This window comes from Haloferula sp. BvORR071 (genome assembly GCF_000739615.1).
Classification (GTDB): Bacteria; Verrucomicrobiota; Verrucomicrobiia; order Verrucomicrobiales; family Akkermansiaceae; genus Haloferula.
In genome coordinates this window covers 1-15,032 of sequence record NZ_BATP01000045.1, presented here as the reverse complement: position 1 = coordinate 15,032, position 15,032 = coordinate 1, and the positions used below count along the sequence as shown (strand labels likewise).

General features: G+C 62.7%; 16 protein-coding genes. 7 read left to right on the top strand and 9 right to left on the bottom strand.

Annotated elements, in window-relative coordinates:
* Positions 1-51: 51 nt before the first annotated feature.
* Positions 52-870: a membrane bound O-acyl transferase family-domain-containing protein gene (locus tag BV071_RS23435; RefSeq protein ID WP_265594780.1), complete on the top strand. Its 819-nt coding sequence runs from the start codon at positions 52-54 to the stop codon at positions 868-870.
* Positions 854-1,273, top strand: coding sequence for a hypothetical protein (locus tag BV071_RS23430; RefSeq protein ID WP_035612304.1), 420 nt, complete (start codon positions 854-856; stop codon positions 1,271-1,273). The genes BV071_RS23435 and BV071_RS23430 overlap by 17 nt, the downstream gene beginning before the upstream one ends.
* Positions 1,274-1,316: 43 nt before the next feature.
* Here the strand turns inward: BV071_RS23430 and BV071_RS23425 are convergent, their stop codons facing one another.
* Positions 1,317-2,372 carry a thiamine pyrophosphate-dependent enzyme gene (locus BV071_RS23425; protein ID WP_035612462.1) on the bottom strand — a complete coding sequence of 352 codons (1,056 nt, stop codon included), beginning with the start codon at positions 2,370-2,372 and terminating at the stop codon, positions 1,317-1,319.
* A gap of 54 nt (positions 2,373-2,426) precedes the next feature.
* Between BV071_RS23425 and BV071_RS23420 the strand changes: the two genes are divergently transcribed.
* The 5 genes from BV071_RS23420 to modB all read left to right on the top strand — a co-directional run bounded on the left by BV071_RS23420 (position 2,427) and on the right by modB (position 6,800).
* Complete coding sequence (locus BV071_RS23420; RefSeq protein ID WP_035612303.1) at positions 2,427-2,771, top strand: LysR family transcriptional regulator; 345 nt, start codon at positions 2,427-2,429, stop codon at positions 2,769-2,771.
* Positions 2,772-2,848: 77 nt separating this feature from the next.
* Positions 2,849-4,789, top strand: a complete 1,941-nt coding sequence (locus tag BV071_RS23415; protein ID WP_265594779.1) for a TonB-dependent receptor — start codon at positions 2,849-2,851, stop codon at positions 4,787-4,789.
* The gene (locus tag BV071_RS23410) at positions 4,779-5,273 is read left to right on the top strand and encodes a hypothetical protein (protein WP_052573791.1); all 495 of its coding nucleotides are present in this window, start codon (positions 4,779-4,781) and stop codon (positions 5,271-5,273) included. The genes BV071_RS23415 and BV071_RS23410 overlap by 11 nt, the downstream gene beginning before the upstream one ends.
* Positions 5,270-6,025, top strand: a complete 756-nt coding sequence (modA, locus tag BV071_RS23405; RefSeq protein WP_035612302.1) for a molybdate ABC transporter substrate-binding protein — start codon at positions 5,270-5,272, stop codon at positions 6,023-6,025. Before BV071_RS23410 ends, modA begins: the two co-directional genes overlap by 4 nt.
* 106 nt (positions 6,026-6,131) lie before the next feature.
* Positions 6,132-6,800: a molybdate ABC transporter permease subunit gene (gene modB / locus BV071_RS23400; protein ID WP_035612301.1), complete on the top strand. Its 669-nt coding sequence runs from the start codon at positions 6,132-6,134 to the stop codon at positions 6,798-6,800.
* Positions 6,801-6,820: 20 nt separating this feature from the next.
* Here modB and BV071_RS23395 read toward each other — a convergent pair whose 3' ends face one another.
* From BV071_RS23395 to menB, 8 genes are all read right to left on the bottom strand, one after another.
* Positions 6,821-7,105: a ribonuclease III domain-containing protein gene (locus BV071_RS23395; protein ID WP_035612300.1), complete on the bottom strand. Its 285-nt coding sequence runs from the start codon at positions 7,103-7,105 to the stop codon at positions 6,821-6,823.
* Positions 7,106-7,123: 18 nt separating this feature from the next.
* The gene (locus BV071_RS23390) at positions 7,124-7,702 is read right to left on the bottom strand and encodes an RbsD/FucU domain-containing protein (protein WP_265594778.1); all 579 of its coding nucleotides are present in this window, start codon (positions 7,700-7,702) and stop codon (positions 7,124-7,126) included.
* 79 nt (positions 7,703-7,781) lie between these two features.
* Positions 7,782-9,179: a PhoH family protein gene (locus tag BV071_RS23385; RefSeq protein WP_035612456.1), complete on the bottom strand. Its 1,398-nt coding sequence runs from the start codon at positions 9,177-9,179 to the stop codon at positions 7,782-7,784.
* 291 nt (positions 9,180-9,470) lie between these two features.
* On the bottom strand, positions 9,471-10,580 hold the full coding sequence (locus BV071_RS23380; protein ID WP_035612298.1) for an AMP-binding protein: 1,110 nt from the start codon (positions 10,578-10,580) through the stop codon (positions 9,471-9,473).
* Positions 10,562-11,560 (bottom strand): hypothetical protein, encoded by a 999-nt coding sequence (locus tag BV071_RS23375; protein ID WP_035612297.1) that lies wholly within the window; start codon positions 11,558-11,560, stop codon positions 10,562-10,564. The genes BV071_RS23380 and BV071_RS23375 overlap by 19 nt, the downstream gene beginning before the upstream one ends.
* 10 nt (positions 11,561-11,570) lie before the next feature.
* Positions 11,571-12,446, bottom strand: coding sequence for a 1,4-dihydroxy-2-naphthoate octaprenyltransferase (gene menA / locus BV071_RS23370; protein WP_265594777.1), 876 nt, complete (start codon positions 12,444-12,446; stop codon positions 11,571-11,573).
* A gap of 192 nt (positions 12,447-12,638) precedes the next feature.
* Entirely contained in the window at positions 12,639-13,805 is a 1,167-nt protein-coding gene (locus BV071_RS23365; protein ID WP_081886188.1) for an autotransporter outer membrane beta-barrel domain-containing protein, read from the bottom strand.
* Positions 13,806-14,009: 204 nt separating this feature from the next.
* The gene (gene menB, locus BV071_RS23360; RefSeq protein WP_035612294.1) at positions 14,010-14,825 is read right to left on the bottom strand and encodes a 1,4-dihydroxy-2-naphthoyl-CoA synthase; all 816 of its coding nucleotides are present in this window, start codon (positions 14,823-14,825) and stop codon (positions 14,010-14,012) included.
* Positions 14,826-15,032: the final 207 nt, after the last annotated feature.

Sequence of the window (15,032 nt, the reverse complement as noted above, 5' to 3'; positions counted from 1 at the left end):
GCGGCGTATCGACTTGGTCAGCGGGCCTTCCGATGTTAGATTGCCCGCGTCGTGGAAACAGTGCCGTGGTTGCCCGGAGAGATCCCCCGCTGGGTCTTCATGTGGGCCATCGCGGTTAGCATGTTCATCGTGCTGAAGGCACTGAGCTTTCGAGGCATTAAAGCGAGTGGCGCATCGCTCCCGCGCAAGCTGGCCTATCTCTTCCTGTGGCCGGGCATGGATGCGAGGGGCTTCCTCACCCAGCCTGCAAGCAAGCTGCCCACTGCCTCCGAATGGATTGCTGCCGCATTGAAGACGCTTGTGGGGATCTCCCTTATCTTCGGATCACGTCTCTTTGACCAAGCGCTGTTCGCCGGCTGGATGGCGATGGTCGGCGTGGTCTTCGCTCTCCACTTTGGCAGCTTCCACCTATTGAGCTGTTTCTGGCGCAGCCGCGGCATCCAAGCCGTGCCACTGATGGACCGCCCGATGCTCGCTTCCTCGGTCTCCGACTTCTGGGGCAAGCGCTGGAACGTCGCCTTCCGTGACCTGACGCACCGCATGGTCTTCCTGCCCGTGCTCAAGCGCCACGGACGCACCGCCGCGCTGATGACAGGCTTCCTCTTCAGCGGCGTGATCCACGAACTCGCGATCACCGTGCCCGCTGGTGGCGGCTATGGCGGCCCGATGGTCTTCTTTATCCTACAAGGCTGCGCTGCGCTCTTCGAACGCTCCAAGACCGGCAAGCGACTCGGCCTCGGCAAGGGCTTGCGCGGCCTGCTCTTCACCCAGGGGCTACTCCTTCTCACCGTCGCCCTGCTCTTCCCGCCGCCCTTCGTGCTACGGATCATCAATCCTTTCTGCGACTTCCTCCATGAACTTGCCTTTTGACATTCCCCTACCGCTGGCGATCCAAGCCGCAGGCGCGCTCCAAGTCTCAATCCTCGTCGCCTCCGCTTTGGTGCCTCAGCAATTGAACTGGAAGGAAGCTTTCGCCGTGCTGCCGAAGCTCCACCGCCAGATGTACTGGATCTACGGCATCTACACCGCCGCCGCGATCCTCACCCTCGGCCTCTTCAGCCTCTGCGCCGCCAACGATCTCGCGGCCGGCAGCCGATTGGCCAAGATGGTCTGCGGCGCGAATGCCCTCTTCTGGGGTGTCCGCGTTTGCCTCCAATGGGTCATGGATGCAGAGCCCTTCCTCACCAAGTGGTGGCTCCGCGCTGGCTATCACTTGCTCACCGTGCTTTTCTTCAGCTTCACCCTCTTCTACGGCTGGCTGGCGCTGAAGTAGTCCGCCAAAGGGAGTCCGCTCAGTCCTCTGAGCGGACTACTTCTTACTCCCCGAAGAAATGCCGCCCGATCTTGGAAGCCTCGGTTCCATGATCCGACTCCCAATACACATCCTGCACAATGTCGTTCACACCGGGCGGAGGGCTATTCTCGGCATAGCCCACCGCGGCCTTGGCCTCCGCCTTCGCTGCCTCGTTCATCTCGGCAAATGTGGCCTCATCGATAAGGCCCTCCTCCATCAAGGTCTCCTTCCACCTTCGAAGCGGATCGCGGTTCGCCTTCATCCATTCGACCTCTTCCGGTGACCGGTACTTTTTATGATTCGCGTCCGCCACGCTGAAGCCGTAATAGCGATAGGTCGGAATCTCGATCACCGTCGGCCGGCACTCCTTCTTGGCCCGCTCCATCGCCACTCCTAACCTGGCCCGCAGCTCATAAAGATCCCCATCCCCCGTCTTATCCCAAGCGATGTCGTATGTTTCGGCACGGCGCGCCAAGCATTCCTTGAAGCGCGATGAGCGCGACACCGAGGTGCCCATTGCATAGCCGTTGTTCTCAATCACATAGACCACCGGCAGCCCGAAGAGCCCCGCGAGGTTCAACGATTCGTGATACACACCTTGGTTCACCGACCCGTCGCCCAGAAAGCACAGCGCGCAGCCCTGCTCACCCCGCTGTTTCAGCGCAAAGGCAAAGCCCGCCGCGAGAGGTGTATGAGTGGCCGCGATGGCATGGCAGCCCCAGTGCCTGTGTTTTGGCGCATAGAATGAAAAGGCCCCGCCCTTCCCCTTGGAGCAGCCACCGAGCTTCCCGAAGAGCTCCGCCATGCCTGCCCTCATCTCCATTCCTGCGGCGATGGCGTGGCCCATGCCTCGCGGTCCGCTGATCGTGTGATCGGCAGGCCCAATCAGCGAACGAGCCGTAGCGGCAATGGATTCCTGCCCGACACTCAGGATCAGCCAGCCGCCCATCTTGCCTGCACTGTAGTAAAGCAGCGCCGTTTGCTCTAAACGCCGGATCCTCACCATCGTCCGCAGCACCTCCACCTTCGCCTCCGCGCTAAAGCCGAGATTCACCGGGTGCTGACGCCAGTCCTCCATCCACCGAATGTCTTGCCCGATCCCCCTGTCCGTGGCGAGCATGGATCCACGCGAATGCCGAAGCCACACCTCATCCGCCTGCACCTCCGCGGCGAGCTTTCCTTCGGCCCGGGCAAGGCCGAGCTGATGGAGAAGATCCGCGACCTCGGCAGTCTGCAAGAAGCCGCAGGGGCCATGGAAATGTCCTACTCGAAGGCCTGGAAGCTGGTGAAGAGCCTGAACGAGGGCTTCCGCGATCCCATCGTCATTCTCCACCGCGGCGGCCAGCATAAGGGCGGCGCGGAACTCACTGCCGAGGGCGCCAAATTACTGGCTCTCTACCAAAAAGCCGTCGCCGCCGCCGAGAAGGCCGCGCTCCCCTCGCTGGAGAAGATGCGCGCCATGCTCGCCACCGATTAAGCGAATTCATCGGCCTTGACCCTGATGGCCTCCGATATTCTTTACAAAACATATCGGCAATGGCGGACTTCGCCGCGATGAAAGCACTTCCCCTCCTCTGCCTCGCACCGCTGGCCGCCATGGCCGACACCACCGAGCTCGGTGAAGTTGTGGTCGAAGCTATGAAACCGGGCCTCGGCAACTACGTCACCAGCGCTGAAGCGGAGGACTTCGAGCGCCGCGACTTGGCCGATGCCCTCTCTCTTCTCCCCGGCGTCAGCATGACCCGCGTCGGCGCGCGTTCGGAAAGCATGGTCACCGTGCGCGGTTTCGACCTACGCCAAGTCCCGGTCTTCATCGATGGGATTCCCGTCTATGTCGTCTATGACGGCTACCCCGACCTCGGCCGCTTCACGATCCCCGCCGCCGGTGAGATCGAGGTCGCGAAGGGCCTGAGCCCGGTCTTGGCGGGCCCTAACACCCTAGGCGGTATGATCAATGTCTACACCCGCCGTCCGACCGAACCGATCGAAGGAGAGGTCCACACCGGTGCCTTCACCGGTGGTGGCTGGGATGCAGGCCTCAGCGCCGGCGGCAAACAGGAGAAGTGGTACTGGCAATTCGACCTCTCCTACATCGAGCAAGCCGCCTTCGAACTCTCCGATGATTTCCGGCCGCGTCCGACCGAGAACGGCGGCAGCCGCGAGAATTCCTACTACAACGACTGGCGCGCCTCCGGTCGCCTCGGCTGGACCCCGGCACCGGATGATGAATACGTGCTCGGCTTCTGGATCCAGCGCGGCGAAAAAGGTACCCCGCCCTACACCGGCTACGACAAGAAGATTGTCCCGCGCTTCTGGCAATGGCCGCAGTGGGACAAGGACACCTACTACGCCCTCACCCGCACCCAACTCGGCGGAGACACCACGCTGGAAACCACCCTGCACTACGACCGCTTCGAAAACCTGCTGCGCGCCTTCGACAACGCGAGCTACTCCAGCCAGACCAAGCGCTCTTCCTTCGACTCCTACTATGATGACTGGACCGCCGGCGGCTCGGTGAAGCTGGAGAACCGCACGCTCAAGGACACCCGCATCGCCGCCGCCTTCCACTACAAGGTGGACCACCACGAGGAAATGAACCGCGGCGCTCCGAAGTATACCTTCGAGGACGAGACCGCCTCCACCGGCATCGAGGCCGAGCACTTCTTCCCGTGGGGCAGCTCCTTGCAAGCCGGCATCAGCTACGACTGGCGCTCGATCAACGACGCCGTGGACACCAACTCCGGTCTCCCTCTAACTGGCGACGACGCCGACTCCTGGAATCCCCAGCTCATCTGGAAGCACAAATTCTGCGATACCCTCGAAGGCCACCTTGGCTGGGCCGAGAAGAGCCGCTTCCCCACCATCAAAGACCGCTACTCCTATCGCCTCGGCCAAGCGATCCCGAACCCGGATCTTGAACCGGAGACCGTCGATCACTTCGACCTCGGCCTTGATGGCAGCGCTTGGGACAACCGCTTCCAGTGGGAGGTGGGAGCCTTCTACTCGCGCATCGATGATGCGATCCAGCGCGTCGACAATGTTGCCTTCACCCCGGCGGGCGCGGGTCTCTTCCAGCTTCAGAACGTCGGCGAAGCCGAGCACCACGGTATCGAAGTCGCCCTCGGCAACAAGTGGACCGACTGCATCGAAACCGGCCTGCGCTACGCCTGGACCCACACCGAGAACCGCAGCAACCCGGCCATCCACATCACCGGCACGCCGGAGCACGAGATCTTCCTCTACTCCAAACTGCAGGTGCACGAAAAGGTGAAGCTGATTCCCTCCTTCGTCTGGGCCGACTCACGGGTGATCAGCAGCACCGGCAAACGGGTCGGCATCTACGCCAGCCTCGACTTCAAGGCGGAAGTGACCCTGCCCGCCGATTGCACCCTCGGCTTCGGCGCAACAAATCTCTTGGAACGGAACCAACAATTGGACGAGGGATACCCGGAACCCGGCCGCAGCCTCTTCGTCGACCTCCGCCATGAATTCTAAACATCTCCTCTTTCTCGCCGCGATCCCTTGCCTGGTCGCGCCCCTCGCCGCCGAACCGATCCTGCGTGTCTACGATGGCACGACATGGAAGGACCTCGACCAGGAGACTTGGGCCAAATTCCCGCGCACGGAGGTCAGCGGCAAGGCCCGCGACGGCATTGAGAAGAAGTTCTCCGGCGTGGCCATGGCTGAGATCCTCAAGTGGCTCGGAGCTCCACAGGGCGAGACCCTGCGTGGCCAGGAGATGAACCGCGTGGTGCTGCTCACCGCCTCCGACAACTACCAGGTCGCCTACTCGCTGGCGGAGCTCGATCCTGCCTTCCGCCAGCAGAACATCATCCTGGCCGACCAGGTGGATGGAAAAGCGCTGGATGATTTCGAAGGCCCGCGCATGGTGGTAGCCGCCGATGACCTCCGGCACTCCCGCTGGATCCGCCAAGTCAAACAGATCATCCTGACCCGCGCCACCGCACCGACGCCATGAAGAATACCATCCTCCGCGCCCTCGCCCTCCTCGCCACCGGCCTGATCGCGCATGCCGATGAAATCCGCGTGGCCGCCGCTGCCAGCCTAACCGAAGCGGTCACCGAGATCGCGAATGCCTATGGCAAGGAGGCCGGGGGCAACAAGGCCACCCCGGTCTTCGCTGCCTCCAATGTGCTGGCCCGCCAGATCGAGGAAGGCGCGCCGATCGATGTCTTCATCTCCGCCGACGAGGCGAACATGACCAAAGTGGAGAAGGCCAGCCTGGTGAAAGACTCCGCGCCGCTACTGACGAATTCGTTGGTCGTGGTGGTGCCGAACGATTCCCCCACCAAAGTCGGCTCGGCGGCGGATCTCGATGGCCTCAAGCGCATCGCCATCGGGGATCCGGCCGCCGTGCCCGCCGGAGTCTATGCCAAGGCTTGGCTGACCAAGGCCGGCCTCTGGGAGAAGATTCAGCCGAAGACCGTGCCGAGCGAAAATGTCCGCGCCGCCCTCGCCGCGGTGGAAGCCGGCAATGTCGATGCCGCCATCGTTTACAAGACCGACGCCGCCGTCTCGAAGAAGACCAAGGTCGCATGGACCGTCCCAGCCACAGACGTGCCCGCTATTGTCTATCCCGTCGCCATCTGCACCGCCAGCAAGCACGCGGAAGATGCGAAGAAATTCGTCGCCTTCCTCCAGTCCGCCAAGGCCACCGAGATCTTCAAGGCCCGCGGCTTCGGCATCGCAGAAGTGCCCGCGGCAAAGTGAGGTAGCGGAACGGCTGCGGCCCTTGCCTTCCTCCTACGACACCCATCGTAGCTCAAGAACCCATTGACCGCCCCACCCCGGAGCACCCCATACTCCCGGGCCGCCAATGCCACCCGACGACCTCAGGCTGATTCTCTTCACCGTGGGCATGTCCGCCCTCGCGGTGCTGGTCTCCCTGCCCTTCGGCCTCGCCCTCGGCTGGTGGCTCGCGCGCAAGAACTGGCCCGGCAAGTCCCTGGTCGAGACCATCGTCATGCTGCCGCTGGTCCTTCCCCCGGTCGTGACCGGCCTCCTCCTTCTCCGTCTCTTCGGCCGCAGGGGCCCGCTCGGCCCTTGGCTGGATCAGGCCGGCATCGAGGTCATCTTCACCTGGAAGGCCGTCGTCATTGCCCTTGCTGTCATGGCCTTCCCCCTTCTCCTGCGCTGCATCCGCACCGCCTTCGAGGAAGTCCCCCGCCACCTGGAAGAAGCTGCTGCCACCCTCGGCAAAACCCCGTGGCAAGTCTTCACCAAGGTCAGTATCCCCCTCGCCCGCCGCGGCATCGCCGCCGGCCTGGTCCTAGGCTTCGCGCGGGCCCTCGGCGAATTCGGCGCCACCATGATGGTCGCTGGCCTCATCCCCGGCGTCACCGAGACCCTACCCCTCGCCGTCTACCGCAGCTTCCACGCCGGCGATGACTCGCGGGTCTGGACCCTCGCCGCGATCTCGGGGGTAATCGCGTTCGTGGCGCTGGCCTTGGCCGGGCACCTCACGAAAGGCCGCGCCTTCAAATAAGTCCCGTAGGACTATGCGGACTACCTTTTGGCCATCTGCTTCCGGAATAGCGGCACCAATTCCGCATCCATCCACGCGAAGGCCGCATCCAGCCCCTGCTCACGGTAGATCCGCCCGATCTTCGCTTCCACCGCCGTCGGCGCGCCGAAGGCACTCAGGAAGCCGTTCGAGGTCATCCGCGTGAACCACTCGCCGTCCATCGTCCCGCGCTCACGCAGCACCCAGCTCCGGGCGAAGAGCGCCAGCACGGCATCCCCGATCCAGGCGGATTCGCGCTCCAAGCGGATTTCGTCGGTCTTGTTCATCGCCGCGGCAGACTTCCTTCACTGGAGCGGCCGGGCCAGCTTTTCCATTCGCTGCCGCTCGATCCGGTCGCGCAGGCGGCCTTCGGAATCCGAATTCCAATACCCCGGCTGCAACTCCATGAAGACGCTGCTGTAGGGCAGCGCCGTGTTCGTCCGGATCACCAGCACCTCGAAACTCTTGGTCGCGTCCTCCATCAGCGTCATCAGCGACTGCTGCTCCAGCTCGGTCGTCTCGCGGGCGTGCAAGGACGCCTGCAGGCGCTTGCGGAAATCATCGATTCCCGGCGCGTAGTCGTTCTCCACCACCCGCATCTCGCGGGCCACGAAGATATTCGGCGTCACGTGCTCGGTCTGTTCCAGCGTCCGTAGCACCTCGTCCACCACCACCGGTATTTCCTCGTTGGCATTGATCTGCCTGACCCCCGGCCGGCTGTGCGCAGGGAAGGACGCTTCCGCCACCACGATCCAGTTCCGGTAGCCCAGTTGCGCGGTTTGCGCCACCAAGGCGTCACGCCAGCCGTTGCCCCGCTGGTATGCCCCACAACCGGACATCAGAACCGGGGCCAGAAGCAAACAACCGCGCAACCAACGCAACATCGGCAGGAGTAAACGACGGACCTCCGTGGCTGTCAATCAGGGCGCGGGATTCACCCCGCGCCCTTTTGGAATTAAGGCCTCACATCAGCTGCGCGCCCGCGTCCGCCAGCTCCGAGCGCTCGCCCCGGCTGAGCGAGACGTGCGCCACGAAGGGCAGCCCTTTCAGCCGGTTCTTGGTGTAAACCAAACCATTACTGCGGCTGTCCACATAGGGATTGTCGATCTGCGCAGGATCGCCCGCCAGGACCAGCTTGGAGCCGCGCGACATCCGGGTCACCACGGTCTTGGCCTCCTGCGGCGTCAGCTGCTGCGCTTCGTCCAACACGAAGAAGCGGTTCGGGATCGAGCGTCCGCGGATGTAGCACAGCGCTTCCACCTCGATGATCCCCTGCTCCATCAGGTGCTCCCAAGGCTTCTTCACCGGGCCGCCACCGCTTTGGCCGTCTTCCTTCTTGCTCTGCTTACGACGCGGGCCCAGCGGTGCCGCCGGGCGCATCAAAAGGTCCAGCGCATCGTGGATCGGTTGCAGCCAAGGCCGCATTTTTTCGTCCAGCGTGCCCGGCAGGAAGCCGAGCTGGTCGCCCATCGCCACCACCGGCCGACTCACGGTCAGGCCATTGTAGCGCCGGTTGAACATCTCGTGCAGCCCCGCCGCCACGGCGATCAGGGTTTTGCCCGTTCCAGCTTGGCCGAAGCAAGTCACCAGCGAAATATCCGGATTGAGCAGTGCATCGATTAGGCAGCGTTGGCCCAGGTTCATCGGCTTCAGCGCTGTGCCGTCCTGGATTTTCAACGCCTCTGGAATCTGCAGGCGCACCAGGCTGCCGTTCGCACTCATCCGCGCTGGCATCGTCTGCTTCTCGCCGGAGGCCAGTAGCACGTACTCATTGATCGCAATCTCTGCAAAATCCCGGCCCACCGCCAACTCCCCCGAACTCGCGAAACGCTGCAAGTCCGAGGTGTCCACCTCGATACGACGGACATCGTAGGCCGACGCTTCCTTGGGATCGACCTTGTCGTTGAGATAGTCCTGACAATCGATGCCCACCGCGCGGGCTTTGAGCTGCATGTTGAGATCCTTCGTCACCAGCACCACCGGTGCCTGGTTGTGGGTCATCAGCAGCAGCGTGCAGGCAAGGATCCGGTGGTCGACTCGCTCCTTGTCCGGAAAGATCCGGTGGAAGCGTGTGAGCATATCGGAATTCTTCGCGCACAGCGATGGATCATAGACTACCAGCCGGATACTGCCGCCGCCGTCGGTCGGCACACCACTGGTCACCTTGCGCGCACAAGAAAACATTTCCGTGAGCGTGCGGTGGATCTTGCGGGCATTGGCACCACGCTCGGATTGCTCCGTCTTGAAGCGATCGAGCTCCGACAGCACATCCACGGGGAGGCAGATGTGATTGTCCGTGAAGCGGGTGAGACAGGCCGGATCGTGCAGCAGCACATTGGTATCCAGCACGAAGTTCTTCACGGCTTGGTTCGGGGCACGCAACCCGAAGTCGGTCGGGTGCGCTTTTTTCCCCGCTCTGCTACTCCTTCGTCCGCTTCCGCCACCTTGTTGGATTTCGAAAAGTCGGGCTTGGGAGTCCTCGGCACGGTGGATCATGAGCAGGGGTGGTAGGGCTAAGTTACCGGCGGATCACGAGGAACGAAGAACCGGTCCGCCACCGGGCTCCGTTAAACCGCCACGCGGCGGCAGAAAATGGTAAAGTCTTTTAATCAAGACTCCTGAACTATTACCGACTGCGCTGGAATGGCAATCTCAAATCGCCCTCTTCGCAGCAAATCGTGACAGCTCCGCGCGGCGCGGCTTGCCCAATGGGCTCTTCGGAATTTCGCGAACCTCAATCAGCGATTGAATCCTGCGATAGCCGGGGCGACTCGCGTGATAACGCTCAAGCAACTCTGCCCAGGGTCTCTCCGGAGTGACAGTTTCGTGAACTAGCACAAGCTTGTTGCCCGCACGAGGATCGGCCACTGCCACCACTACCGCACTGCCCGGCGCCGCGCCCGCAAGTGCCAGAAGTTCAGCCTCTACAGCCACCGGATCCACGAGCTCACCGAGGATCTTCACCAGTGTATCGGCCCGGCCGAGCACTTGCAGTTGCCCGTTCTCTACTTTGCCTAGATCGGAACTCGCGAACCACTCGCCACTACGTTCCTCGTACTTCCACTCGCCCTCGCTTGATTTGAGCATCCCGCTGAAGAGTGCATCACCGCGCAGCAGTATCCTACCATCCTCATCGGTGTTCACTTCCCAGTTTGTCAGAATCCCGATCGGGCCCGTGACATACGGTCGATCTAGTAATTCCAGCCCCTGGGTTGCGATCTGTGATCCGGCTTCGGTCATCCCGTAGCTTGCCAGCACCGGCCAGCCCAGCTCACGCGCTGCGCGACCCGTGGTCTCGCCCAAGATACCACCGCCCACCACGATCGCCTTCAGGCTCGCCGGCGCGCGCAGGCCAGCGGCCACCAAATCATGCACTTGCGTCGGCACCAGCGAGAGATGCGTACCGCCTATCTCCTCAAGCCAAGCAGCGAAGGCAGCAGCATTCCACTTGTCCTCAAATTTCGCCATCCGGCAGCCCGCTTGGAAAACCCGCGCTACCACTCCGAAGCCACCCACATGATGCAGTGGCAGCGCCAGCACCCAGCAGCTATCGCGGTCCACCTGCAAATGTGCGTTCACCGCCGCGGCAGAAGCTAGCAGCGCCTCGCGGCTCAGCCCGATCCACTTCGGCTCGCCCGTGCTGCCGGAACTTCGGAAATACACCAAGCCCGGAATCCCCACGGGAGCATGGCCTTCGTGCCCCATCAGCACCGGCGTCTCCTGCTTCCAGAATCCCGGATCAATCAGGGCAGCCGCTTCCATGGCAGTTTATCCAACAGAACATCGAATCCCAAACCTTTGCCCGGCGGTGGATTGAAGCCCGGCGTCCATGGACCCAGCGCTTCCGTGAAGGCATCCGGCTCGAAGAGATGGTGCGTCTGCAAGCCGCAGGTGCCCACCAGCCCACCCGGGAACTGCAGGGCCAGCCGCCCCGCCTCCCAGGCCGCAAAAGCCTGTCCCAGCGGATGATCCATGTAGCTCGTGACCACCACACCCTGCCCCTTGGCCTGCGCCGCCTCCGCCAGCAGCCACGGCTCGTCGATCGCCGGCTTCACCACCACCACTTGCGCCGCCGTCGCCTGCGGGGCCGCCTCGCGGTCCACCGCCAGCGGCACCCGGGTATCGCCATACAGCTTGCGCCAGGTGCTCTCCGCATATTCGCAGGGATCTTCCAGGAAATCGATCCGGCTCCTTACCTCCACCGGCAAGCGCATGAACCACTCGGCGATCTCCTTGGCCTCGCCGCTCTCGTTAAAATCGATCCGCCAGCGCAGACCGGGATGAGCCTTCGCCATCTGAACGAGGAAATCCCCTTCCTTTTCGAGATAAGCCCCGCCCTTGAGCTTGGCCACCGTGAAGCCCGCCTCCACCGCCCGCATCGCCTCTTCTGCATTGGCTGAAACCAGCGTCGCATGACTCAGGGGCACCTCCAGGTCCTCGAACAACGGATCCTCCACGGACCGCGCCGCGCCATCCATCTCCAGGCAACGCAGCGCCCGCCGCACGATCGGCCAGCGCCGCGGTCCGGCCAAATCCTCCAGGCACTTCTGCAAGCTGGGATCCCCCAATTCCGGCCACGGGTGAATGCAGGCGTGCCCGCCTTCCGAATCCTTCAGCAGCACGCCCTCGAATTCCCTTCGGGACGAACGCGCGTTCAGGTTCAGGCTCCGCCGGCTCTTCAGGCGGTAGTGCCAGTACCAGATGATCGTGCCGGAGGCAGTGGTGAGATCGGTGATGCCCATGGAAAACAAATCAAAACTTTACGGCCAGCACGTGGAACAAGCCCGCGAAAGCCACCAGTTGCAAGGCCGACAAGGCCAGCAGCTTGTTCATCCCCGGCCCTTCCTCCATCGTGAAGACATCCCAGATGATCCGCAGCCCTAGCGTCAGCAGCGGCAGCACCGCCATCACCAGCCACGGCTGGCCCAGCGCGAACCAGCCGAGCCCAAGGAAGATCGTCAGCTTGATCTCAAGCCAGATGATCCCCCGCGCCGGCTTCGGCCCCAGCCGCACCGCCAGCGTGCGCTTGCCGGTGGTCGAGTCTTCCTCGCGGTCGCGCAGGTTGTTGATCGAAATCAGCACCGCCGAGAGCAGACCGATCTGCGCGCCGAGCAGCAGCGCCTCCCAGCGCCATTCGTGGATTTGCACGAAGACCGTGCCGGCCACCGCCACCAGCCCGAAGAAGGCCACCACGAAAATCTCCCCCATTCCCCGGTACGCCAGCGGGAAAGGCCCGCCGGTGTAGCCGTAGGCCAGATACATCGATGGCACCCCGATTGCCAGAATCGGCCAGCCGGCCGACCGGATCAACACCACCCCGCAGGCGACCGCCAGCAGCAGGAATACCGCGCCCCCCGCCATCACCACCTGCCGCGATAGCAGCCCGCTTGCCGTCACCCGCTGCGGACCGACCCGCCGCTCCGTATCCGCCCCCTTTGCCGCGTCGATCGCGTCATTGAAGAGGTTCGTCGCGATCTGGATGAAGACCGCCCCTCCCAAGGTGCACAGCGCCAGCATCAGGTCGAAGCGGCCGGTCAATTTCCACGCCAGCACACATCCCGCCCAGACCGGCACAATCGCAGCGGGCAGGGTCTTCGGCCGGGTGGCCATCAGCAGGGGCTTGATCACGCCCCGGAACAAGCCCGCCGCCCCTCCCCCTGCCAAGAGCAAATCGTCCGCAGGAACTTCCCCGCCCCATGAATTTGAAATTTCAAATTTGAAATTTCAGATCCGGCCTCCTCTCGCCAAAGAAATGCCCGCCCCGGCAATCACCGGGGCGGGCGCGCAAACGAAACAAACCGTCAGTTGGTCTTCCGGAGATCAGAACTCCTTGCCGACCTTCAGCGAAACGTAGTGACCTTCCACGTGGCTGCTGACACGTGCCTCGTAGTCGAGCACCGTGTTCCAGCCGTTGTTGAAGTAGTAGCCGATTCCAGCTCCGAAGACGCCAACGTCTTCATCGCGTTCGCCCAGGGAGATGCCGAGGAACTCGTTGCCGTCGTCCTCGAACTCATGTTCCCAAGCACCACGCACCTGCGGCACCAGAGTTCCGGCACTGGTGGCAATCGGGAATGACAGCTGGTAGCCCAGAATGCTGGCCAGCGATTCGACGTCTTGCTCCGGAATCGAGGCGCCGCCGGCACCGATTTCCGTGTAGCTATCGATCGAGCCGTCGATCCAGCGCACACCGGCGTATGGACCGTGGGTCACGCTGCCGGATTGGAAATTCAAACCGGTGGTGAATTCAATCTGGTCGGTATCCGCATTCGGCGAACCAGCCGCAAGACCGGTACCGGTGAAGCGCTGGGTGTCAAACTCGTGGAAGCCGTGCGAGTACATCACGTCCGCCCAGAAGTCCGTCGCACCAAAGACGTCCGACTTGTAGTAGGACAGGTAGGGAGTGACGGAGATCGAATCGAGATCGCTGCTACCAGCGAAGCTTACGTCCACATCGGTATTGGAGGCCGTCAGGGCAAAGCCCGCGCTCCAGTTCTCGTTGATGTAGCGTTCGATCCCGACGGTTCCGCCGAAAATATCGATGTCGGTGTCCGGCTGGAACAGCGAGACCGCCGCTGGTCCACCGACCACGCCGGTGCGCAAGATCTGGGTCTGGCTGTCCTGGCTTTCCGTGTAGTAGAACAGGGAGCCATAGACTTCCCAGCAGTTCATGTGACTGACGCTTCGAGTCGTCGTCATGCCACCCTTGGACCCAGCAGCAGGGGCGACCTCTTCTGAGACGGTATGTTCCGCCGGGCGAAGTCCCGCGCGCAGGCGGAACAAGCGGTCACCCACATCACGGGTGCTCTCTCTGGCGGTACTCAAGGCGGCATTGCCAACCCCTGCATTGAGGGCGAAGGCCGACTCGAAGTCCGGCTGTGGTTCCGGCTCCGGAGGAGGGGTCTTGCCTGCGAAAGCAAGGGGAGTAATTGCCGCTAGCGCCAGGATGGTACGAACGGACGATTGTAGGAGGCGACTTTGGTATCTCATGGGCTGTTGTGGCCTTTTACGACCGTGCGTCTTCTAGCAGATCCATAAGGGTATGCAAGCCTCTTGTAGTTAAGCATTATCAAGATGGGAACCCCGTGGAACCCTACCAATAGAAGCATTTGACCTGATAGGAGCCACCCGAACCGGGTACGGTGCTGCCGCCACCACGCGGGCGGTGGCCTAGGGGAAAAGCCCGCTGCGAACTTACGGAACCCGCGGGAACTTCCGGAAGTCGGGAGCCCGTTTTTCCACGAAGGCCTGCTTACCTTCCTTCGCTTCCTCGCTCATATAATAGAGCAGAGTGGCGTTTCCAGCGAGATCCAGCAGGCCCATTTGACCGTCGCAATCCGCGTTCAAAGCCGACTTTAGGCAGCGCAGCGCCAAGGGCGAATGCGCCAGCATTTCACGGCACCACTTCAGCGTCTCCGTCTCCAGTTCGGCGAGGGGCACCACGGTATTCACCAACCCCATATCTAGTGCCTGTTGCGCATCATATTGGCGGCAGAGATACCAGATCTCGCGGGCCTTCTTCTGACCGACGATACGGGCAAGATAGCTGGAGCCCAGACCGCCATCGAAAGATCCCACCTTCGGGCCGGTCTGCCCGAAGCGAGCGTTATCCGCCGCGATCGTCAGGTCACAGACCACGTGGAGCACATGGCCGCCACCGATCGCATAGCCTGCCACCATCGCCACCACCGGCTTGGGCAAGCCGCGGATCTTCTTCTGCAAATCCAAGACATTCAGGCGCGGAATGCCGTCCTTGCCGATGTAGCCGGCGTGGCCGCGGACCTTCTGGTCGCCCCCCGAGCAAAATGCGTCCGGACCTTCACCGGTCAGGATGATCACTCCCACATCCGGGTCCTCGTGCGCCAGCTCAAAGGCAATCAGCAACTCATTGACCGTCTGCGGGCGGAAGGCATTGCGGACCTCCGGGCGGTTGATCGTGATCTTGGCGATTTGCCCCTCATCCGTCGTCTCGTAACGAATGTCCTCAAATTCCCGAACGCTGGTCCACATGGCGGCGGGAGTCTTGGCTCAGCCCGCCACCCGCTCAAGAAATTCCCCCAGCTTCGTTCGGAATGCCTCCAGCGCATCCCACGGCACCCGGTGCCCAGCCCCGGCGCGACCCACAATTCCCCTGCGGCAGCAGTGGGACCGCCCGCTCTGCCAGGGCCCGGAACTTCGGATCCTGCTCGCCGACGCACCACAGAACGGGACAGGAAA